The 20249-nt window shown below is 68.4% G+C and carries 17 protein-coding genes; 11 read left to right on the top strand and 6 right to left on the bottom strand.

Going from position 1 to position 20249, the window contains the following annotated elements; all coding sequences use genetic code 11:
• Window positions 1-75: 75 nt before the first annotated feature.
• Entirely contained in the window at window positions 76-2922 is a 2847-nt protein-coding gene (leuS, locus tag AORI_RS81440) for a leucine--tRNA ligase (protein ID WP_016338324.1), read from the top strand.
• Window positions 2923-3011: 89 nt separating this feature from the next.
• Window positions 3012-3749 (top strand): SDR family oxidoreductase, encoded by a 738-nt coding sequence (locus AORI_RS81435; protein WP_016338323.1) that lies wholly within the window; start codon window positions 3012-3014, stop codon window positions 3747-3749.
• Here the strand turns inward: AORI_RS81435 and AORI_RS81430 are convergent, their stop codons facing one another.
• Together AORI_RS81430 and AORI_RS81425 are read right to left on the bottom strand one after the other, a co-directional pair.
• Window positions 3750-4469, bottom strand: coding sequence for a TetR/AcrR family transcriptional regulator (locus AORI_RS81430; protein ID WP_016338322.1), 720 nt, complete (start codon window positions 4467-4469; stop codon window positions 3750-3752). It lies immediately after the preceding gene.
• A 17-nt stretch (window positions 4470-4486) separates the two neighbouring features.
• Entirely contained in the window at window positions 4487-4882 is a 396-nt protein-coding gene (locus AORI_RS81425) for a hypothetical protein (RefSeq protein WP_016338321.1), read from the bottom strand.
• 191 nt (window positions 4883-5073) lie between these two features.
• Here AORI_RS81425 and AORI_RS81420 point away from each other — a divergent pair, with 191 nt between their 5' ends.
• The 7 genes from AORI_RS81420 (at window position 5074) to AORI_RS81390 (ending at window position 13984) form a co-directional block, all read left to right on the top strand.
• Window positions 5074-5622 (top strand): YbaB/EbfC family nucleoid-associated protein, encoded by a 549-nt coding sequence (locus AORI_RS81420; protein WP_016338320.1) that lies wholly within the window; start codon window positions 5074-5076, stop codon window positions 5620-5622.
• Window positions 5623-5648: 26 nt separating this feature from the next.
• A complete protein-coding gene (locus tag AORI_RS81415) occupies window positions 5649-5951 on the top strand; it encodes a hypothetical protein (RefSeq protein ID WP_016338319.1) in 303 nt (100 codons plus the stop codon).
• Window positions 5952-5953: 2 nt separating this feature from the next.
• Complete coding sequence (locus AORI_RS81410) at window positions 5954-7054, top strand: hypothetical protein (protein ID WP_016338318.1); 1101 nt, start codon at window positions 5954-5956, stop codon at window positions 7052-7054.
• Window positions 7055-7082: 28 nt separating this feature from the next.
• Window positions 7083-9452, top strand: coding sequence for a hypothetical protein (locus tag AORI_RS81405; protein ID WP_016338317.1), 2370 nt, complete (start codon window positions 7083-7085; stop codon window positions 9450-9452).
• Between the two features lie 446 nt (window positions 9453-9898).
• The gene (locus tag AORI_RS81400) at window positions 9899-10759 is read left to right on the top strand and encodes a ribokinase (RefSeq protein WP_043849270.1); all 861 of its coding nucleotides are present in this window, start codon (window positions 9899-9901) and stop codon (window positions 10757-10759) included.
• Between the two features lie 68 nt (window positions 10760-10827).
• On the top strand, window positions 10828-12462 hold the full coding sequence (gene ptsP, locus AORI_RS81395; RefSeq protein WP_016338315.1) for a phosphoenolpyruvate--protein phosphotransferase: 1635 nt from the start codon (window positions 10828-10830) through the stop codon (window positions 12460-12462).
• 103 nt (window positions 12463-12565) lie between these two features.
• On the top strand, window positions 12566-13984 hold the full coding sequence (locus AORI_RS81390; RefSeq protein ID WP_016338314.1) for an MFS transporter: 1419 nt from the start codon (window positions 12566-12568) through the stop codon (window positions 13982-13984).
• On the opposite strand, the gene AORI_RS81385 is transcribed toward AORI_RS81390, so the two are convergent.
• Complete coding sequence (locus tag AORI_RS81385; protein ID WP_016338313.1) at window positions 13981-14640, bottom strand: DUF1707 SHOCT-like domain-containing protein; 660 nt, start codon at window positions 14638-14640, stop codon at window positions 13981-13983. The genes AORI_RS81390 and AORI_RS81385 overlap by 4 nt on opposite strands.
• Window positions 14641-14724: 84 nt before the next feature.
• Between AORI_RS81385 and AORI_RS81380 the strand changes: the two genes are divergently transcribed.
• Complete coding sequence (locus AORI_RS81380; protein ID WP_016338312.1) at window positions 14725-15756, top strand: hypothetical protein; 1032 nt, start codon at window positions 14725-14727, stop codon at window positions 15754-15756.
• Between the two features lies 1 nt (window position 15757).
• Here the strand turns inward: AORI_RS81380 and AORI_RS81375 are convergent, their stop codons facing one another.
• From AORI_RS81375 to AORI_RS81365, 3 genes are read right to left on the bottom strand one after another with little or no spacing between them, the layout of a single operon-like run.
• Window positions 15758-16417, bottom strand: coding sequence for a response regulator (locus AORI_RS81375; RefSeq protein WP_016338311.1), 660 nt, complete (start codon window positions 16415-16417; stop codon window positions 15758-15760).
• Window positions 16414-17580: a MacS family sensor histidine kinase gene (gene macS / locus AORI_RS81370; protein ID WP_016338310.1), complete on the bottom strand. Its 1167-nt coding sequence runs from the start codon at window positions 17578-17580 to the stop codon at window positions 16414-16416. The genes AORI_RS81375 and macS overlap by 4 nt, the downstream gene beginning before the upstream one ends.
• Window positions 17577-18773: an AI-2E family transporter gene (locus AORI_RS81365; RefSeq protein WP_016338309.1), complete on the bottom strand. Its 1197-nt coding sequence runs from the start codon at window positions 18771-18773 to the stop codon at window positions 17577-17579. Before AORI_RS81365 ends, macS begins: the two co-directional genes overlap by 4 nt.
• Window positions 18774-19044: 271 nt before the next feature.
• Between AORI_RS81365 and AORI_RS81360 the strand changes: the two genes are divergently transcribed.
• Window positions 19045-20052 (top strand): hypothetical protein, encoded by a 1008-nt coding sequence (locus AORI_RS81360; RefSeq protein WP_016338308.1) that lies wholly within the window; start codon window positions 19045-19047, stop codon window positions 20050-20052.
• Window positions 20053-20249 lie beyond the last annotated feature (197 nt).

Here is a 20249-nt window from a genome sequence, read left to right as displayed (position 1 = left end):
CTCATGCCCTCCGGGCTGAGGGGTCGAGTTGTTTCTGGAGTGGCTTGACGTGGATGAGCACGGAGGATTTCGGCGATGAACCAGGCGAGCGAAGGCGCCGACGCGGCCCCTCAGCACCGCTACACCGCGGAGCTGGCGGGCCAGATCGAGCAGCGTTGGCAGGACTACTGGTCCGACCACGGCACTTACCACGCACCGAACCCGGTGGGCCCGCTCGCGGACGAGGACGGCGAGGTCCCGTCGGACAAGCTGTTCGTCCAGGACATGTTCCCGTACCCGTCGGGCTCCGGCCTGCACGTCGGGCACCCGCTGGGCTTCATCGCGACCGACGTCTTCGCGCGGTACCACCGCATGATCGGCCGCAACGTGCTGCACACGATGGGCTTCGACGCCTTCGGGCTGCCCGCCGAGCAGTACGCGGTGCAGACCGGGCAGCACCCGCGCAAGACGACCGAAGAGAACATGGAGACCTACCTGCGCCAGATCCGGCGCCTGGGCCTGGGTCACGACGAGCGTCGCCGGATTTCGACGATCGATCCGGAGTACTACAAGTGGACCCAGTGGATCTTCCTGCAGATCTTCAACTCCTGGTACGACGAGAAGGCGGGCAAGGCCCGGCCGATCGTCGAGCTGGAGACCGAGTACGCCCAGGACAAGCGCCGGACGCCTGACGGCCGCAACTGGTGCGAGCTGACCCGCGCCGAGCAGCTGGCGATCATCGACACGCACCGGCTGGTCTACTTCTCCGAGGCACCGGTGAACTGGTGCCCCGGGCTGGGCACGGTGCTGTCGAACGAAGAAGTCACCGCCGACGGCCGCAGCGAACGTGGCAACTTCCCGGTGTTCCGGCGCAATCTGCGTCAGTGGATGATGCGCATCACCGCGTACGCCGACCGCCTGGTCGACGACCTGGACTTGTTGGATTGGCCCGAGAAGGTCAAGTCCATGCAGCGCAACTGGATCGGCCGCTCGCACGGCGCGCGGGTGTCGTTCGAGTCCGGCGACAAGAAGATCGAGGTCTTCACGACCCGTCCGGACACCCTGTTCGGTGCCACGTACCTGGTGGTCGCGCCCGAGCATCCGCTGGTCGACGAGCTGACCGCCGCCACGTGGCCGGAAGGCGTCGACGCGAGCTGGACCGGTGGCGCCGCCACCCCGGCCGAAGCGATCGCCGAGTACCGCGCCGCCGCTTCGCGGAAGTCCGAATTGGACCGTCAGGAGAACAAGGAGAAGACCGGCGTCTTCACCGGCTCCTACGCGGTGAATCCGGCCGACGGCAAGGAGATCCCCGTCTTCGTCGCCGACTACGTGCTGATGGGCTACGGCACCGGCGCGATCATGGCCGTCCCGGGCCAGGACACCCGCGACTGGGAGTTCGCCGAGAAGTTCGGCCTGGAGATCATCCGCACGGTCCAGCCGACGGAAGGCTTCGGCGAGCTGGCGTTCACCGGCGACGGGCCCGCGATCAACTCGGGCTTCCTGGACGGCATGGGCGTCGACGAGGCCAAGAAGACGATGATCGGCTGGCTGGAGGAGAACGAGCACGGCCGCGGCACCGTCCAGTACAAGCTGCGCGACTGGCTGTTCTCGCGGCAGCGCTACTGGGGCGAGCCGTTCCCGGTGGTCTACGACGAGGACGGCCACGTCCACGCGCTGCCGGAAAGCATGCTGCCGGTCGAGCTGCCCGAGGTCGCCGACTACTCGCCCGTGACGTTCGACCCGGAGGACAAGGACAGCACGCCGTCCTCGCCGCTGGCGCGCGCCACCGACTGGGTCGAGGTCGAACTGGACCTGGGCGAGGGCAAGAAGACCTACCGCCGCGACATCAACACCATGCCGAACTGGGCGGGTTCCTGCTGGTACCAGCTGCGGTACCTGGATCCGACCAACCAGGACGTGTTCGTCGCGCCGGAGAACGAGGCGTACTGGGTCGGCCCGCGGCCCGCCGAGCACGGCGTCGACGACCCGGGCGGTACGGACCTGTACGTCGGCGGTGTCGAGCACGCCGTGCTGCATCTGCTGTACTCGCGGTTCTGGCACAAGGTGCTGTTCGACCTGGGCCACGTGTCGTCCAAGGAGCCGTACCGGAAGCTGTTCAACCAGGGCTACGTGCAGGCGTACGCGTACACCGATGCCCGCGGTGTGCATGTCCAGGCCGATCAGGTCGTGGAGCGGGACGGCAAGTTCTTCTTCGGCGAAGAAGAGGTCAACCAGGAATACGGCAAGATGGGCAAGAGCCTGAAGAATGTCGTGACTCCTGACCAGATGGCCGCCGACTACGGCGCCGACACCTTCCGCTTCTACGAGATGTCGATGGGCCCGCTGGACGTCTCGCGGCCGTGGGCGACCAAGGACGTCGTCGGCGCGCAGCGCTTCCTGCAGCGCCTGTGGCGCTTGGTCGTCAACGAAGAGACCGGCGAGCTGCGTGTGTCCACAGTGGACGCTACGGACGCCGACCGCAAGCAGCTGCACAAGGCGATCGCCGGGGTCCGCGAGGACTACGCGGAACTGCGGTTCAACACGGCCGGCGCGAAGCTGATCGAGCTGAACAACCACGTCACCAAGGTCTACGGCGGTGCCGAGGCGACTCCGCGCGAGCTGGTGGAGCCGCTGGTGCTGATGCTGGCGCCGCTGGCCCCGCACCTGGCCGAGGAGCTGTGGAAGCGCTTGGGCCACGCGGATTCCCTGGTGCACGGGCCGTTCCCGGTCGTCGACGAGAAGTACCTGGTCGAGGACTCTGTGGAGTACCCGATCCAGGTCAACGGCAAGGTGCGTTCCCGCGTCACCGTGCCCGCCGACGCGGGCAAGGACGCGGTGCAGGCGGCCGCGCTGGCCGACGAGAAGGTCGCCGCGCTGGTCGGCGACGGCACCCCGCGCAAGGTGATCGTCGTGCCGGGGCGATTGGTCAACATCGTGCTGTAACGCCGTGGCCGATTCGCGCCAGCGTCGAGGGTCATGAGGCGATTCGATGGAGTTGTTCAAGGACAACGAAATCGAACGGAGAACACCGCATGACCCTCGACGGCAAGGTGGCTTTGGTGACCGGCGGCAGCCGCGGGATCGGTGCCGCCACGGCGATCCGGCTCGCCGAGGACGGCGCCGACGTCGCGCTCACCTACCAGAACAACGCCGAACTCGCGGCCGGTGTCGTGGACAAGATCAAGGCGCTCGGCCGCCGCGCGCTGGCCATCCAGGCCGACAGCGCCGACGCCGCGGCCGTGGTCTCCGCGGTCGACACGGCGGTCGCCGAATTCGGCAGGCTCGACGTGCTGGTCAACAACGGGGGCGTCGGCTTCGTCGGCCCGCTCGACCAGACGAGCCTGGAGGACATCGATCGCGTGCTCGCGGTCAACGTCCGCGGTGTCTACGTGGCCACCCAGGCCGCGGCCCGGCACCTCGGCGACGGCGGCCGCGTGATCAGCATCGGCAGCTGCGTCTCGGACCGCGTGCCCGGCCCCGGGATGTCGCTGTACGCGGTGAGCAAGACCGCGCTGCTGGGCATGACCAAGGGCCTGGCCAGGGAGCTGGGTCCGCGCGGCATCACCGTGAACATCGTCCACCCCGGCCCGACGGACACCGACATGAACCCGGCCGACGGCCCGTACGCCGCCGACCAGCGGAGCCTGACGGCGTTCGACCGCTACGGCTCGCCGTCGGAGGTCGCCGCCACCGTGTCGTTCCTGGCACGGCCGGAAAGCAAGTACGTGACCGGCTCGACCGTCTCGGTCGACGGCGGGCACGCGGCGTAGCTACTCGGTGGACAGGCCGATCTCGCGCGCGAGATCGGCCAGCATCGCGTCGAAGAGGACGTCCGGTTTCGAGAACGGGATCGGATAGTTGCCGAAGACCTCGAGCGTGACGTGCCCGTAGAGCCGGGCCCAGAACTGGATCATCAGGTACGTCACGCCGAGGTCGAGCTTTTCGAGCGGGAACGTCGCCCCGGACTCCTTCAGCACGGCGAGCAGTTCTTCTTGGAACGACGTGAGATCGTCGCGCAGCTCGGCCGGGACCACGTCGTTCGACGGCGTCACCAGATCGTGCATCGCGAGCACCCGCCCCGCCGCCGCCAGGAAGATCCGCCCGAACGGCTCGCCCAGCCTGCTCAACGTGTCGTCGCCCGCCGGCGACGCGAAGACCAGCGTGAACTCCTTGGTGTGCGCGAGCGCCCAGCGCCGGAATCCCTTGCAGATGGCGAAAAGCTGCAGCGCCCCCTCGTCCGGCAGCTGCGCGATGTCCTCGGCGAGTCCGGCCGCCAGATCCGCCACGACGTCCGCGCGCAGATGCTCGACCAGATCGTCGCGGGAACCGTAGTAGCGGTACAACGCCGGCGCCGTGATGCCGAGCTCGCGCGCGATCGCCCGCAGGGTCACAGCCTCCGGCCCCTGCTCGACCAGGAGCGCCCGCGCCGTCCGGCGGATGTCCTGATCGGTCGCGGCCCGCTCGCGACCCCTGCGGCCGGTGTTCGTCATCCGGGCATTCTAGGTGGTCAGTGCGCCCTTGCCGGGGAAGAACCCAGAAGGCGGGCCTGGAGCCTGGTGAGCGGACGGAGGGCCAGGAAGATCGGCACGGCCATCCCGGCCGCGATGAGGAAGTGCACGATCCACGCCCCCGCCAGCGTCGGCCCGCCCCACGTGCCCTCGGGGTCGCTGCCGGTCCAGAAGAGCCCGTAGGTCGCGATGCGCCCGACGAGATAGAACAGCAGCAACGCGAGCAGGAACGTGACCGCGCTCGGACCGAAGGCCGCCACGTACCGCGGGCGCGCCCCGCTCTCGTGCCCTCCGAGCCAGCGCCGCGTCAGTCCACGCTGGACCTTCGCGCCACCGAAATACCCCGGAAGCACGAGAAGCGCAAAGACCGCGCGTTTCCAGTCCGAAATCGTCATATCCGGCACGCTACGGCCCGCTGACCTGCGGGAACATGGGGTAAGCCGTCGGATCCGGTAGGGAAAACCGGAGGTCGCCTGTGGTGATCCACACGACCGGGGTGCGGATGTCCGTCAAACGTTCCCCGATGTCAGACGCGTATGCCACACTCGGTCGCCGAACGGCTACGACGTGAACAGGGGAGGTTCGCGTGTCGAACCCTGAGCAGCTCTTCGCTGATTTCGAGGCCAAGCTGGCCGACGCCCAGCGGAAGGCGAATCAGATGCGCACCGAGATCGAAAGCGTTTCGGTGTCCGAACGCAGCAAAGACGGCCAGATCTCGGTCAAGGTCAACCACGCGGGGAACCTCGTCGGCCTGGAGATCGGCCCGTCCGTGCGGGACAACCCGGCGCTCGCGCAGGAGATCCTCCGCGTCGTCCAGAGCGCGCAGAGCAAACTCGCGGGCGCGATGCAGACCGGCGTGCCGTCCATCGCGGGCACCGAAACGATGAACGAGCTGGTCAACCAGCTGCACAACGAGTACCCGGAACCCGAACCGACGGGCTACGTCGAGGGCGGTCACCAGGAGGCGGACGAGGACGACCGCTTCGTCGCCGAAGACGAACTCGACGCGCCTCCGCCGCCTCCCGCCCCGAAGCCGCCGACACCCCCGGCCCCGCCCGCGCCGCCGCGAGCCACGCGCCGGCCGCAGACGGACCACGAGGACGACTACTTCACCGGCGGCGACTTCCTGCGCTGAGCGGGTTCTTGAGGGAGGGAAAGAACATGTCCGGAGGTTTCCATGTCGATCCGGGTGAGCTCGAGACTCATCGCAAGAAGATCGACGACATCAGCATCCGGCTGAACCGGGTCGGTTCGGCTGTCGAGACGACGGCCAACCCCGAAGCTTTCGGCTTGGTCGGCATTCCTCTGGCCGCCATTTGCGGGCTCGGGCAGGTCGAGGCGCTCGAGTCGATCGTGGCCGCGTCGAAGGCGTCTTTGGACCACGCGGAACGCGTGCACACCTGGCAGAAGGTCAAAGAGTGGGATGAAGAGGACTTCAAGGGCCTCTTCAAGCTGGAGGACTGACGATGCCTGAGACCGCCGAGATTCGCCCCGGCCCGGGCACATCCAACCCGCTGGTCAAGACCGATGCCGCCGGAGACGAGAGCGCTCTCGAGGGCGCTGGAATCGTCCAGGACTTCTGGGACACCGCAGCCAAGATCAACAGTGGTGACTGGGCAGAGGGACTGGCGAACCTGGCCAACGGGGCCATAGGGCTTGTCGGGTTGATGGCCGATCCGATCGGCACGCTCCTGAGCGCCGGGTTCGGTTGGGTCATCGAGCACGTGTCGTTTCTCCGGGACCCCCTCGACATGCTCGTCGGCGACCAGGTGGCGCTCGACAACATGATCGGGACCTGGGAGAACGTGGGCAAGGAACTCGAACAGGTCGCCGAGGACCTCTCCAAGACCGTCGATCACGACAGTGCGGGTTGGAAGGGGACGGCCGCTGACGCCTATCGTGCCTTCGCCAAGGACCGCGCCGACCTCTACTCGGGCCTGGCCGTCGGCGCCAACGCGATGGGTACGTTGGTCAGCCTCTGCAAGGTGATTCTGGCCGTCGTCCGGACCATGGTCCGGGACCTCATTTCCGAGGCGCTCGCCAAGCTCGTCAGCATCTTGATGCGGTACCCCGGTCCGGCAGCGCCTGCCGGGTTGGCCGCCGAGGGAGTGCCCAAGGCCATCCAGTACGCGCAAAAGGCGATGGGGTGGGTGAAAAAGCTCGCCAAGGCATTCGGCGAGGCGAACAAGCTCTTCAAACAACTCATGTCCGCCTTCGTCAGGGTAAGAGAACTCCTCGCCCCGGTGGGGAAGGCGATGTCCAGGGCCGGTGATTCCGCGTCGAGCGTGATGCGAGCCAACTGGAACAACCTCGGTGCCGTCGGCCGGGGGATCGAGAACGTTTCGACGACTCTCGGGGATGCCGGCAAGTACACGGAAACGTTGGTAAAAGAGACCTTGAAGGCTGTCGGCAAAGAATCCGACAAGCTCATGAAGGACGACGAGCCGAAACAGGCCGGGATCGTCGGTCCGAACAGCGCTGCTCCGCCGGCCTCATCCGCCAGATCTTCTGAAGCACCCATTTTCGACCAGCAAGGTGGGCAGCGCATATCCGGTTCGCTGGAGTGACGCGATGCTGTGACAGCCGAGGAGTGCGTTGAAGACGGCATTGAGGGGTCTGATCGGCTGGTTCGCGCTGGCCGTCGTACTGGTCGGCGCCAACACCCTGGTCCAGATCCAACGAGACCCGGACGATCCGGGCTACACGCAGGTCGACGGTTTCGTCAGGGTGGCGCTGTTCGCAACGTTCATCATCGCGTTGCTCGTTGTCACGAAGATCGGATTCGTGAGCGTTGTCCAGGCTCTCACCTTCGGTGCGATCAAACCTGAAAAGACCGTCGCCGAGAAGGCTGCGATCACCTTCGACATTCCCGAGACAGAGGAAGGCGGTCGTACCGCGGCGAACATCGTTGCCGTGGAGCTTTTCCTGATCGGGCTCGGCTTACTGCTGGCCGGAGGCGCCGCGGGATGGGCGCTGCTCGATGGCGGCGGCTTCACCGCATTGTCGGTGGGCACGTTCCTCATCGCCGGGCTGGCGGTTTATCCGCTCATCCCGATGGCGATCAACCGGGCGCGTGACAGCGGCCGCACCTGGCCGATCGAAATCACCTTCACACCCGTCGGCATGAGCCAGCCTGTCGGAGAAGGGCAGAAAACCGTCGCATGGCCGAGCATCGACGGTTTCGTCTTCGATCGTCACCGAGGTGGTCGTCGCGTGGATGTTCACATCGCGATCTCGGACGAGCGAGGACGACAACAGTTGTTGCCGATATTCGGCAACGAGTCCGAACACGGATTCCTGATGACCACCGCCATGGATCCCGCTGAAGCGGAACGCGCCGAAGCGACCATCGAGCGATTCAAGCCCGGTTCGGTGGAGTGGCGGGACAAGAGAGTGCGGCGCGGCGGATTCGGGCCAGAGAAGCCCGACGACGATGCCGGTGTCGTGCGCTGGGGCGAGCCCGATCGCTCGGACGACCCGGTGTCCGCGCCGCACCAGGCGACGGCTGTCGTCGCTCGGGAGTCTCAATCCGTGGCGGTCGCCAAGGGTATCGCCGCGTGGTCGGAATCAGTGGTTCTCGTCTTGACCTTGTCGACGGTGATCTTGCAGGCCGATGCGCTGGCCGGCGGCATGCGTTTCCTGGTCGTCGCCGGTATCGCGGTGGCTTTGGCCGGGATCCTGGCGGGAGTGGTGTCCGGTCGGCGGGCGCTCACCAACCGGTTCGTGTTCCGGCGGCGCGAGATCCGCGGACCTTGGCCGCTCCCCGCGGACGTGGTCGCGTTCGGGATTCCCGACAACGCCAAGTTCGTCACCAGGGTCTTGGTGTCCGGGCTCAACGGCATCGGCTTGATCACCTTCGGTGGCGGCCTGTTCGTTGTCGCCGATCAGGCCGGAATCGAAGATGGCTACGCGAAGCTTCTCGGTGCAGCGGTCTTCGCGATCGGGCTCTTCTTCCTCGGCTCCATTGCGTTTCATCGTCGCGAGACCACGAAGTACCTTCGAGCGTCCGTGACGGACGAGGGTTTGGAACAACCGGCCGAGCAGGACGAAACCCTTGTCCTGTCTTGGGATGAAGTCGGCGAAGTGATCCTCGACGAACATATCGCCGGTGGGCGCTTCTCTGTTCATGTCGCTTTGGCCGAGGCGGAAGCAGCCGTCCTCCTGCATGAAACGTTCCGGAAGCGATCGAGGTTCGGTCATCGGCTGACCACGACCATGACGGCCGTCGAAGCAGAGCGATTCGCGACCTTGGTCGAATCCCGGCGACCCGGCTTGGTGCGCCGTCCCGCTCGGAAGACCAAGCGGGGTGGATTCGGTGTCTTCCAACGTGCCGCCTTGCGATGGACAGACGGAACAACGTCGCATCCCGCACCGCAAGAGGGCTTGTCGATCTCTAAGGTCGTCGATTCCGGCAAACAGCGGCGCGCCGGTTTCATCGCGCTTGCCGCGACGGTGGTCCTCGGATTCGGGATCATCTCGGACACCGGGGTGGCAGTGCGTGTCGTCGCCGGCTTGCTGGGCTTGTCGATGTTCTCGGCGGCGATCGTTTCGCTGCGACGCGATCAGAGCCAGGTCATCAGGGAAGTGGTTCTCAAGCCGCGCTGGATCACGGTGACGACCTTGACGTCCCGCACCTGGTGCTGGTCTGTGCGCTGGAGCGACATCGAGAAGGTGGTACTGCGCCGAGCCGCGGGCACAGACGTGTTTCACGTTGTTCTCAGCCCATCGAAGAGTGTCGACGCGTACTACCCGCGTGAGCGCTTGGCGCGAACGCTGGGGCTGAAGCGTGAAGAGAATGGCGACATCCTCATCGCGGAGACGGCACTGATGTCGGAGGACGTCGAAGAGATCTGGCCGGTCCTCGAGAGAAATGCGGAAGTCACCTTCGACTCGCCGGGAATCGACGACCCGTGTTACCTCGATGAAGAAGGTTCAGAACCTTCGTCGACGCGACAGGAACCATGACGTGGCCGACGAACGGTTGGGGATCTAACGAAACGGCCGGTGTCATCGGCATCTGGTGCTTGTGATCCTTCGGCACCTTGACCGTGGTTATGGCGATCGCCGTAGTCGGCGTCTATTCCAGGAAGTTGAGGCGCCCGTGAAGCCGGGGCGCCGCCGGCGCCGATCACTCGGGGGGCTACGTGATCGACGCCGGCGACCCGATGCCCTCTTCCCGACGGAAGCCGGGATCGGGGCAACGTCACCGCTTGGACGCGGCAACGCATCTCAAGAGCGGGCGTGATCGCCGAAGTGACGTCCGGGGGAAGGTTATCCCCCGAAAGAGTGACGGCGTTCCGCTGCTCGCCTGATTGTCGCACTACGCGCCGAGAAAGTTACAAAGTTCTTCACATCTTCGCCTGGAGAAGGGTCTCGACCGGACAACTGCTGGTCATGGCATGGTCTCTTCCATGACTTCTCAGGTGCTGGTCATCGGGTCCGCCAATGCCGATCTCGTCGTCCCGGTCGATCGGCGACCTGGTGGTGGCGAAACCGTACTCGGTGGCGACACGATCTTGTCGCCGGGTGGCAAGGGCGCCAACACCGCGGTCGCCGCGGCCCGGCTCGGGGCGGATGTCGCGTTGCTCGGCGCGGTCGGCGACGACCCGTACGGCGAGTTGCTCAAGCGGTCGCTCGCCGAGTCCGGGGTGGACACGGGTTCGCTGCGCACGAGCGAGCGCCCGACGGGGATCGCGTACATCACGGTCACGCCGGACGGCGAGAACTCGATCCTCGTCTCGCCCGGCGCCAATTCCGCCTTGCGGCCCGAAGACGTCGACCTCGACGGCGCCGAGATCGTGGTGCTGTCGCTGGAGATCCCGCTCGAAACCGTCGAGCACGCCGTCGCGAAGGCCGTCGAAACAGGCGTGAAGACGCTGCTGAATCTGTCCCCGGCGGCCGAGCTTTCGGCGAAGACCCTGAAGGGGCTCGACGTCCTTCTGGTCAACGAGCACGAGGCCGCGTTCCTGCTCGGTGGCGAGGCGGATTTCCCCAAGCTGCTCGACCTCGGGCCGAAGGCCGCTGTCGTGACGCTCGGCGCGAAGGGGGCGGCCGTGGTGACGGCCGACGGGGTGACGGAGGTGCCGTCGCCGAAGGTCGAGGCTGTCGACACGACTGGTGCCGGTGACGCTTTCGCGGGGGCGCTCGCCACTTCGCTCGCGAAGGGCGAGGAGCTCGCCGATGCGGCGCGCAAGGCGGTGAAGGTGGCGGCGATCACGGTGACCCGCCAAGGCGCGCAGCCTTCGTATCCGACGGCGTCCGAACTGGAATGATGTCCCCTTCTGTGTTCTGCTGATGACTATGAGCCAGCTCACGCCGCCTATGAGATATGGTCTAGACCATGCCGTCTGAGTCACTGTCCGGGGTCGCCGTCAGTCCCGGCCGCGCGAGCGGTCCTGTCGTCCGGGTCGCCGAGCCGCTCGGTGAACCCGCGAGCACGCCGGCACCGGCCGATCCCGCCGCCGAGGCCGCCCGGATCGCCCCGGCCGCGCAGATCGTGGCGGGCAGGCTCGAGAAGCTCGCCGAGACGGCGACCGGTGAGGCCGCGACAATCCTCATCACCACCGCGGCGATGGCGGCCGACCCGGCGCTCGTCTCCTCGGCGGAGCAGCTGGTCAAGGAGCAGAACCTGCCCGCGCCGCGCGCGGTGCACCAGGCGGCGGGGAAGTTCGCCGACGCGCTCGCGGCCGCCGGCGGCTACATGGCAGAGCGGGCCCGCGACGTCCTCGACGTACGCGACAGGCTCATCGCCGAACTGCTCGGCATCGCGCCTCCTGGCGTTCCCGACCCGGCTTCGCCGAGTGTGCTCGTCGCCCGCGACCTCGCGCCCGCCGACACCGCGGGCCTCGACCCGGACAAGGTGCTCGCGCTCGTCACCGAAGAGGGCGGCCCCACCAGCCACACCGCGATCCTCGCCCGCGCGCTGGGCATTCCCGCCGTCGTCGCGGTCCGCGGGCTCCTCGCGCTCGACGCGCAAGCGCTTGCGGTGGACGGTGACACCGGCGTCGTCGAGGTCGCGGACCCGGACGCCGAGGTCGTCACGGCCACCAAGACCGGCGCGATCGACTGGGACGGCACCGGCGCGACCTCCGACGGACACCGCGTGAAGGTGCTCGGCAACGTCGGTTCCGCCACCGACGCCCAGGCCGCCGCGGAGGCGGGCGCGGAAGGCGTCGGCCTCTTCCGCACCGAGTTCTGCTACCTCGACGCCTCTTCCGAGCCGAGCGTCGAAGAGCAGCGCAAGGCCTACACCGCCGTGCTCACGCCGTTCCGCGGCAAGCCGGTCATCGTCCGCACCCTCGACGCGGGCGCCGACAAACCCCTCGCCTTCCTGGAGCCCGAGGACGAGCCCAACCCGGCCCTCGGCGTACGCGGCCTTCGCGTCGCTTTCGACCGTCCCGAGATCCTCGACCGCCAGCTCGAGGCCATCGCGGGTGCCGCGCAGGATTCCGGTGCCGAGGTCTCGGTGATGGCCCCGATGGTCGCCACCGCCGCCGAGGCCGCCTGGTTCGCCGAGCGCGTCCGCGCCGCCGGAATCGCCCGCGCGGGTGTGATGATCGAGATCCCGGCCGCCGCGCTGACCGCCCGCGAGATCCTCGACGCGGTCGACTTCGTCTCCGTCGGCACCAACGACCTCGCGCAGTACACCTTCGCCGCGGATCGCCAGCTCGGCGCGGTCGCCAAGCTCAACGATCCGTGGCAGCCGGGCCTGCTGCGCCTGCTCAAGGTCATCGGCCAGGCCGCGAAGGACACCGGCAAGCCCGCCGGAGTCTGCGGTGAGGCCGCCGCCGACCCGCGGCTCGCGCTGGTGCTGGCCGGGCTCGGCCTGACCAGCCTCTCGATGAACGCGCCCGCCGTGCGCGCGGTCGGCGCGAGCCTGGCGGCCACGACGCTGGCCGAATGCGAGGCACTGGCCGACGCGGTTCTGGCCACGTCGGACCCGGTCGCCGCGCGGCAGGCCGCCGCCAAGCGGTAGCAAAGGTCCCCCGCTCCCGAAATCGGATCCGGGGGCATGTCGAAATCCGGTCCACCACTTCGACGCCTAGGTGAAGACACCGAAGCGACGAAAGGACCGGACCATGACGACCACCATGACCCCGACGCGGGCCGGACGCCGGGAATGGGTCGGGCTGGCCGTGCTGGCCCTGCCCACCTTCCTGGTCTCCCTCGACGTGTTCGTGCTGATCCTCGCGCTGCCGAAGCTCAGCCAGAGCCTCGGCGCCGACGGCACCCAGCAGCTGTGGATCATGGACGTCTACGGCTTCATGATCGCCGGGTTCATGGTCACCATGGGCACCCTCGGCGACCGCATCGGCCGCCGGAAACTGCTGCTCATCGGCGCCACGGCGTTCGGGCTGGCGTCCGTGCTGGCCGCGTTCTCGACCAGCGCGCTGATGCTCATCGCCGCCCGCGCGCTCCTCGGGATCGCCGGTGCGACGCTGGCACCGTCGACGCTCGCCCTGATCAGCAATTTGTTCTCCGACAGCCGTCAGCGTTCGCTCGCGATCGGCATCTGGGCGGGCTGCTTCACCGTCGGAGCGATCGTGGGGCCGATGGTCGGCGGCGTGCTGCTGGAGCACTTCTGGTGGGGTTCGGTGTTCCTGCTCGGCGTCCCCGCGATGGTCCTGCTGCTCGTCGTCGGCCCGAAGCTCCTGCCCGAGTACCGCAACGAGAACGCCGGCCGTCTCGACCTCGTGAGCGTCGCGCTTTCGCTGGTCACAATCCTTCCCGCGGTCTACGGCATCAAGGAACTCGCCCGCGAGGGTGTGCACGTGGTCCCGGTGGCCTCGCTCCTGATCGGTCTCGGCTTGGGCGCGGTGTTCGTGCGGCGTCAGCGGACTCTCCAGGACCCGCTGATCGACCTGACGTTGTTCCGCGGCCGTGCGTTCACGACGGCGTTGGGCGGGATGTGCGCGTTCTCCATGCTGGGCGGCACGACCATGCTCTTCGTCGCGCAGTTCTTCCAGATCGTGCTGGAGCTTTCCCCGGTCGGTGCCGCGCTGGCGCTGCTTCCCGGCATGCTGGCCTCGACCGTCAGCTTCCTGGCCGCCCCGATCCTCGCCCGTCGCGTCCGCCCCGCGACCTTGATCGCCACCGGGCTGGCCGGTGCGATCGCGGGATTCCTGCTGCTGACGCAGGTCGAGCCCGGAGCGGGTCCGGTGATCCCGTCGATCGCCTTCGCCATCACCTGCCTGTGCGGCGGCCCGCTGATCACGCTGGGCACGGATCTGGTCGTCGGCTCCGTGCCGCCGGAGAAGGCCGGTTCGGCGGCCTCGCTTTCCCAGACCGGCAACGAATTCGGCTACGCGCTGGGTATCGCGACCGTCGGGACGCTGGGCAACGCGGTCACCCGCTCCCGGCTCGCCGACGCCGTTCCCGCGCACGACGCGTTCGCCAGCGGGATGCACGCGGTGTCCGGGCTGGCCGCGCTGGTGCTGGCCGCGGTCGCGTACTTCGTGCTCCGGCACCTGCGCCACGTGCGCCCCGTCGGGGCCTAGCCGAAGAAGCCCCGCCGCGGGTACTTGATGATCAGCGACCCCCCGTGCACGCGCCCGGTGATGACGAACCGGGGCGTGCCGGGGCGGCCGTTCGAGCGGGTCCGGTCGTCGAGGTTGCCGAACTTGATGTCGGTGATCGAGTTCGTGTCGACGGCGCCGTCCTCGGGGATGGTGATCTCCACCGGCCCCCATTTGGCCTGCAACTCGATGTGCACCACGGGATACCGGATCTCGGCCTGGGAGAAGTCCAGTTTCGTGGCGCCGTACTTGTTCCGGATCACCATCGACTCGGGGACGAGCCAGTTCCCGTTGCGCTGCAACGCCGAATACTTGCCGTTGAGCTCCATGACACCGGACGTCGAGGCGTAGGCGGGCTGCTGCTGTGGAGGAGCCCACGGGTTCTGCTGTTGCCGCACCATCCCGGCTTCGGGATGCACCAGGCCGGGCAGATCCGTGAGCACCGCGTTCAGCTCACCGCGGGTCTTCGAGGCGAGGGCGCGGTCGGTCCGTTCGGTGAACTCGTCGAGGTTCAGCATGCCGAGGCCGATCGCCTTCTGCAGGACCTCGACGACGTGCTCGCGCTCCGCGTCGGAGACCCGGATGTCCCGTCCGGTCAACGGCTTGGTTTCGGTCGCCGGCTGCTCTTCCTCGCCCATGCCAGGAATGGTAGAACCGATTCTCACGCGCGAGATCGGGGAAATACCCTGAACAGACCCGCATTTCTCCCCTGTGCCGCCCTGGTGGCGGCTGTCCTGCTGCTGGCCGGATGCTCTGTCGAAGCGAACCCGCCGGAAGCCGCCCCGGTGCCGACGGCCCCGCCGGCGTCGAAACTCGAAGGCGTCCCGGTGGACTACAGCGGGTTCCGGCTCGTCATGGCGACCTCGCCGGCCTCGATGCTCGATCCCGCCACCGGCGCGACCACCCCGCTGCCCGGCGCCCCGGCCGGTGACCGGGTCAACGACGTCATCCGGGTCGGCAAGTTCCCGGTCGTGCTGTCGGCAGGCCGCTGCGGGCCGTCGTGCCTGGAGCCGTCCGAGGTGCTCGTCTACGGCGATCCCGAGAACCAGCCGTGGAAACTCGGCAAGGCCCGTAGTGTCGCCCCGGCCGCCGACGAGAGCGGTGTCTGGCTGATCCGTGACGACGGCAACGACCTCTGCCGCCTGCAGTACGTCTCGCTGCTCGGCGTCGAGCGCGGGCGCGGGCGTCCGGCGAGCTGCACGATGGCGGTGCGCCAGGAGGTGCCGCAGGGCCTGCTGATCACGGTGAACACCGGGACGACGACCGCCGAGGACGTGCTGATCGACCCCGCCACCGGCCGCGCCGTGCACCAGTTCCCCCGGGTGCTGGCGATCACCAAGGACCGGATGCTGCTGGCCGAGCTGACCGAGTTCTCCGTGCTCGACCTGCGGAACAACCAGCGCATGCCGGTCAAGCGGCCGGTGGCCAACGGCAAACCGGGCCCGGTGGTGCCGAGCCGCGACGGCTACAAGGTCGCCGTGCTGTTCGGCGACCCGGCCTGGGCCGGGACGGCCACGCAGACCGCCGACGTCTGGGTGCTCGCCCTCGACACCCTGACCTGGACACACGCGCCCTCGACCCCGATCGCCACCGAGCTCAAACGGGCCGCGGTCGAGTGGACCGAGGACGACAGCCTGGTGCTCGCCACGGACGTCGTCGCGAGCTGGCGGCTCGACCGGCCACAGTGGACGGTCGTCAGAACGGCGTTGCCCGCCGAGCGGAACCGCTCGGTGGTGACGATCGGCCAGGGGTGAGCTACTCCTCGTCCAACCCGTGCTCGATGGCGTAGCGGGCGAGTTCGACGCGGTTGTGCAGCTGGAGTTTCCGCAGCGTCGACTGGACGTGGTTCTCCACCGTCCGATGCGAGAGCACGAGCTTCTCGGCGATCTGCCGCGCCGTCATCCCCTTCGCGACCAGGCGCAGGACGTCGGTCTCGCGTTCGGTCAGCCGCGGCGGCGCGGGCCCGTCGTCCGGCGCGTCGGCCATGCGGCGGTATTCGCCGAGGACGAGCCCGGCCAGCCCGGCGGTGAACACCGGGTCGCCGGCCGCGGTCCGCTTGACCGCGTCCACCAGTTCGCTCGCCGATGCCGATTTCACCAGGTAACCCGACGCTCCGGCCTTGACAGCCTCGAGGACGTCGCTGTGCTCGCCGCTCGCGGACAGCACGAGCACCTTCGTCGACGGCAGTTCCGCGGTGATCTCGCGGGTGGCGTCGACGCCCGACGTCTCGCCGAGGTTGAGGTCCATCAGCACGACGTCCGGCCGGACCGTCCGCGCGATCCGCACCGCGGCGGGCGCGTCCGGCGCGGTGGCCTTCACGTCGAACCCGTGCTCGGCCAGGTCGCGCGCGACGCCGTCCCGCCACATCGGATGGTCGTCGACCACCATCACCGAGACCTGAGGCGCTTCGGTCATCGCTTCCCCCTCGCCGCCACTGGAACCTTGACTTCCCATTCCGTGCCCTGGCCGGGCGCGGTGTCCAGGGCGGCACTGCCGCCCAGATCCCGCACCCGTCCCTTGATGGACTCCGCGATACCTAGATGTCCCTCGGCCGCCGCGCGTTCCAGGACACCGGGCGCGATTCCCGGGCCGTCGTCGCGGACGCTGACCACGACCTCGGTGCCCAGGTCCTCCAGCAGCACCCAAGCGTGCGCATCCTCGCCCGCGTGCTTCTCGACGTTCGACAGCGCCTCGCGCGCCACGGCCACCAGCTCCGCGGTCACGTGTTCGGGCAGCTGGACCTCGCCCGCGGGCGTCGAGACCTGCACGGACGGCGTCGCGAGCAGCTGCAGCGCGGCCCGGAGGTCGGTGGTCCCGTTCTCGCTCGGATGCGTCGGCTCGGTGGTGACCAGCGCCCGCAGCGCGATCTCCTGCTCACCGGCCAGTTTCGCCAGTTCGGCGGCCTCCCCGCCGAATTCGGCGCCGCGTTTGCGCACGCGCGCGAGCACCTGGAGGACGCTGTCGTGGATCGAGCGGGCGAGCCGCTCCCGTTCGGCCGTCGCGGCCTCCATGCGCAACGCCCTGGTCAGCGCGTCGGCCGACCGGCGGGCCATCGTCGCCGCGAGCCCGATCACGAACCCGCTCGCGGTGAGCAGGAAACCGTCCCTCGCGACGTCGACGTCGAACCGCCAGCGCACCAGCCCGGTGACCACCGAGACCACCAGTCCGGCCAGCACCCCGCCGAGCGCGCCGAACCGTGTCCCGGCGGCCGCGGGCGGAACCGCCGCCCACACCGTCGTGATGAGCGGGGTGTTGGCGTCGAACTGCGCGGTGGTCAGGATCCACGCCGAGGTGAACATGAGGGCGACGGTCAGCGCGAGATCGACGCAGACCAGCCACGGCCAGCGGCTCGACGGCCGCGCGTAGAACACGCTGCTCAGCACCGTCCACAGCGTCATCACGCCGAACGACGTCCACGCGAGCCACTTATTCGCGTAGCCGTCGTAATGGACGATGAACGAGCCGAGCGCGAAGAGCAGCGTCGTCACGCGAAGCACGATCACCCCGCGCCACAGCGGAGTGGCCGGGTCCCGCGTGCCGAGCGCCGAGACGGCGCGCCAGAGCGGGGGCTCGGTCATGACTTGGCTTCGGACTCTTCCCCGGGATCGTTCGGCTGCGCCGCCTGATCCCGCAGGACGTCGATCTCGGCCGGATCCGGATCGCGTTCGTGCAGCAGGGACCGGATACCGGCGTTGAGCACCGCGAGCAGCGGCACCGACAGCAGTGCCCCGGCGATCCCGGCGGCCACGAGACCGGCGGTGATCGCGAGCACCACGGCGAGCGGGTGCAGCTTCACCGCGCGGCCGAGCAGGATCGGCTGCAGCACGTGACTCTCCAGCTGCATGACGCCGATGACGATGGCCAGCACGATCAGCGCGCCGACGACGCCCTTCGTCACGAGCGCGATCAGGACCGCGACCGCGCCCGCGATCACCGCGCCGATGATCGGGATGAAGGCACCGAGGAACACCAGCGTCGCCAGCGGGATCACCAGCGGCACGCCGACGATCGCCAGGCCGATGCCGATGCCGACCGCGTCGACCACGGCCACCGCCGCCGTCGCGCGCACGTAGCTGACCAGCGACGCGAAGCCACGCCGCCCTGCGACGTCGACGCGGTTCCGCACCCGGCCCGGCACACCGCGGACCAGGAACTTCCAGATCTGGTCACCGCCGGAGAGGAAGAAGATGAGGATGAACAGCGTCAGGATGAAACCGGTGACGATCTCGCCGACCGTGCCCGCGGTGGTGAGCGCGGTGGTGGTGATCGACGCCTGGTTGTTCTGCAGGAAGCTGATCGCCTGGTTGATGAACTCCTGGATCTGCTCCTGGCGCAGGTGCAGCGGCCCGTCGATGAGCCAGACCTTGATCTGGTTGAGGCTCTCCGTCAGCTGTTTCTGCAGCTCCGGCAGACCGGAGGAGAACTGCGCGACGACGAACGTCAGCAGCCCGCCGAGCACCGCGAGGCCCGCGATCAGCACTATCCCGGCGGCCAGCCCGCGCGGGAATCTCAGCGCTGTCAGCTTGGAGACCGCCGGCGCGAGCAGCGCGGCGAGCAGCAGCGCGATCGACAACGGGATCACGACCACCGACAGATAGCCGATGAGGAACACGATGACGTAGAGCGCGGCGATCACCACGATGAAGCGCCACGACAACGCCGCGCCGATCCGCAGGCCGCGGGGCACGAGGTTGGTGACGTCTTCGGTGGATTCCGAAAGGAACGGGTTCGCCGGGTCGAATTCCGGCTGTTTGCGCTGGGGCTCGCTCACGCGGACACCGTATCGGTCCGAGGCGACGTTTCTTGAACATTCCGGGCAACGCGCGAGCGGCGAATTCGCCCGATGCGACGCTTGACACATCGTCCATGGATCGACTCGGGAGTAACCGCGCCTCGCCAGGCCTGATCACCGATCGTGATTTCGGGTTACACCGTGTGTTCTTCACACGATCGTGCCATCAAGGCCTTTCAAACTCGCGCAAGCCTTCCGCACTTTGCTTACCTCGGTCCCGCAACCACGAACCGAAGCGACAGGAGACCGAGTGACGAACGCGGCGAAGAACGAGAGGCGGGGCGCTGTGCGCTTCGGCCGTCTCGCTTCGCGTGCGCTGTTCGTGCTCGGTGGTGCCGTCGCCGGTTCCGCCGCCGCGTGGGCCGTTTCCGGCGCTTCCGCTTCCGCGGACATCGCCCCGGTGGTCTCCGCTCCCGAAACCAGCGTCACCCCGGTCACGGACGCCACCGCGGCCGGGCTGACCGACGTTTCCGGTGGCGCCTCGAAGTTCGCCGGCGACGTCGCCGGAGCGATGTGCGGCGAAGCCCACCAGGACGCCACCACGTGGTCGATGCCGGGCGAGAACGCGTCCGCTCCCGCGAAGCACCACTGCGGCGACATCCGCGCCGACCGGCACGAGGTCTCCACCCGCGTCAGCGACGCGGTCACCGACTTCGCCGACAACTCGGTGGTCACCCCGGTCAAGCGGACCCTCGGCGCCGTCGAGCACATCGTGCGCAAGCCGCAGGACACCCGTCAGGTGCTGGACGAGACCTTCGCCCCGTCGCCCGACTTCGGCCGCGACGTCTGGAATCTCCTGGACCCGCACGGACACGGTGACCTCGTCCCGGAACTCCCGGTCGGCGAATCCCCGGTGAACCCCGGCTCCCCGCTGGACACCGTCGGCGCCGGCGAGCAGGTCACCGACTTCGCGCACCTGGCGACGACGCAGTTCCCCGCTTCCGCCGAGACCGTCCTCCCGATGCCGGCCTTCGTGCAGTCGCACGATGCCTTCGACCAGGTCGAGGACGTTCCGTCGCGTGACGGTCACCGTGGTGACCTCCCGCGTCCGATCACCCCGGCGCCGCTTCCGGCCGCGCCTTCCTTCCCGACTGTCCCCGGCGGCTCCTCCCCCGGTGGTCACCTCGACGGCCTGACCCACGGCGTTCCCGCCTGGGTCGCCGCCGCCGTCGAGCGTTCCCTGACCGGCTACGCGCTGGCAGGCACGCGGTACATGCCGCTCACCCCGGGCTCGCAGCCCGGCGTCACTCCCGACTGAACACCTCCCTCCGCGGGGTAGCCGACGCGCCTCACGCCTCCCGATTCCGGGTTTGGCTTCGCGTCCGCTCCTGATCCCCCGCGAAACGGCGGTGCGCTCCGCTTTGAGAAATCACAGCCGCGCCCGCACTCGCTTAACCCCCCTCTGGTGCCGCGTTGTTCGAAGGCACCTCCTCAGACCCGAAAGGGAACCCGAAA

This window comes from Amycolatopsis keratiniphila (assembly GCF_000400635.2).
GTDB lineage: Bacteria > Actinomycetota > Actinomycetes > Mycobacteriales > Pseudonocardiaceae > Amycolatopsis > Amycolatopsis keratiniphila.
The sequence above is the reverse complement of the archived record's forward strand: the minus strand, read 5'-3'. Positions and strand labels throughout refer to the sequence as shown.

Coding starts and splice junctions, on each gene's coding strand:
- ptsP (WP_016338315.1), top strand. CDS start 10,828: ATGCCGTCTGAGTCACTGTCCGGGGTCGCCGTCAGTCCCGGCCGCGCG.
- AORI_RS81410 (WP_016338318.1), top strand. CDS start 5,954: ATGCCTGAGACCGCCGAGATTCGCCCCGGCCCGGGCACATCCAACCCG.
- macS (WP_016338310.1), bottom strand. CDS start 17,580: ATGACCGAGCCCCCGCTCTGGCGCGCCGTCTCGGCGCTCGGCACGCGG.
- AORI_RS81435 (WP_016338323.1), top strand. CDS start 3,012: ATGACCCTCGACGGCAAGGTGGCTTTGGTGACCGGCGGCAGCCGCGGG.
- leuS (WP_016338324.1), top strand. CDS start 76: ATGAACCAGGCGAGCGAAGGCGCCGACGCGGCCCCTCAGCACCGCTAC.
- AORI_RS81415 (WP_016338319.1), top strand. CDS start 5,649: ATGTCCGGAGGTTTCCATGTCGATCCGGGTGAGCTCGAGACTCATCGC.
- AORI_RS81390 (WP_016338314.1), top strand. CDS start 12,566: ATGACGACCACCATGACCCCGACGCGGGCCGGACGCCGGGAATGGGTC.
- AORI_RS81425 (WP_016338321.1), bottom strand. CDS start 4,882: ATGACGATTTCGGACTGGAAACGCGCGGTCTTTGCGCTTCTCGTGCTT.
- AORI_RS81400 (WP_043849270.1), top strand. CDS start 9,899: ATGACTTCTCAGGTGCTGGTCATCGGGTCCGCCAATGCCGATCTCGTC.
- AORI_RS81430 (WP_016338322.1), bottom strand. CDS start 4,469: ATGACGAACACCGGCCGCAGGGGTCGCGAGCGGGCCGCGACCGATCAG.
- AORI_RS81375 (WP_016338311.1), bottom strand. CDS start 16,417: ATGACCGAAGCGCCTCAGGTCTCGGTGATGGTGGTCGACGACCATCCG.
- AORI_RS81385 (WP_016338313.1), bottom strand. CDS start 14,640: ATGGGCGAGGAAGAGCAGCCGGCGACCGAAACCAAGCCGTTGACCGGA.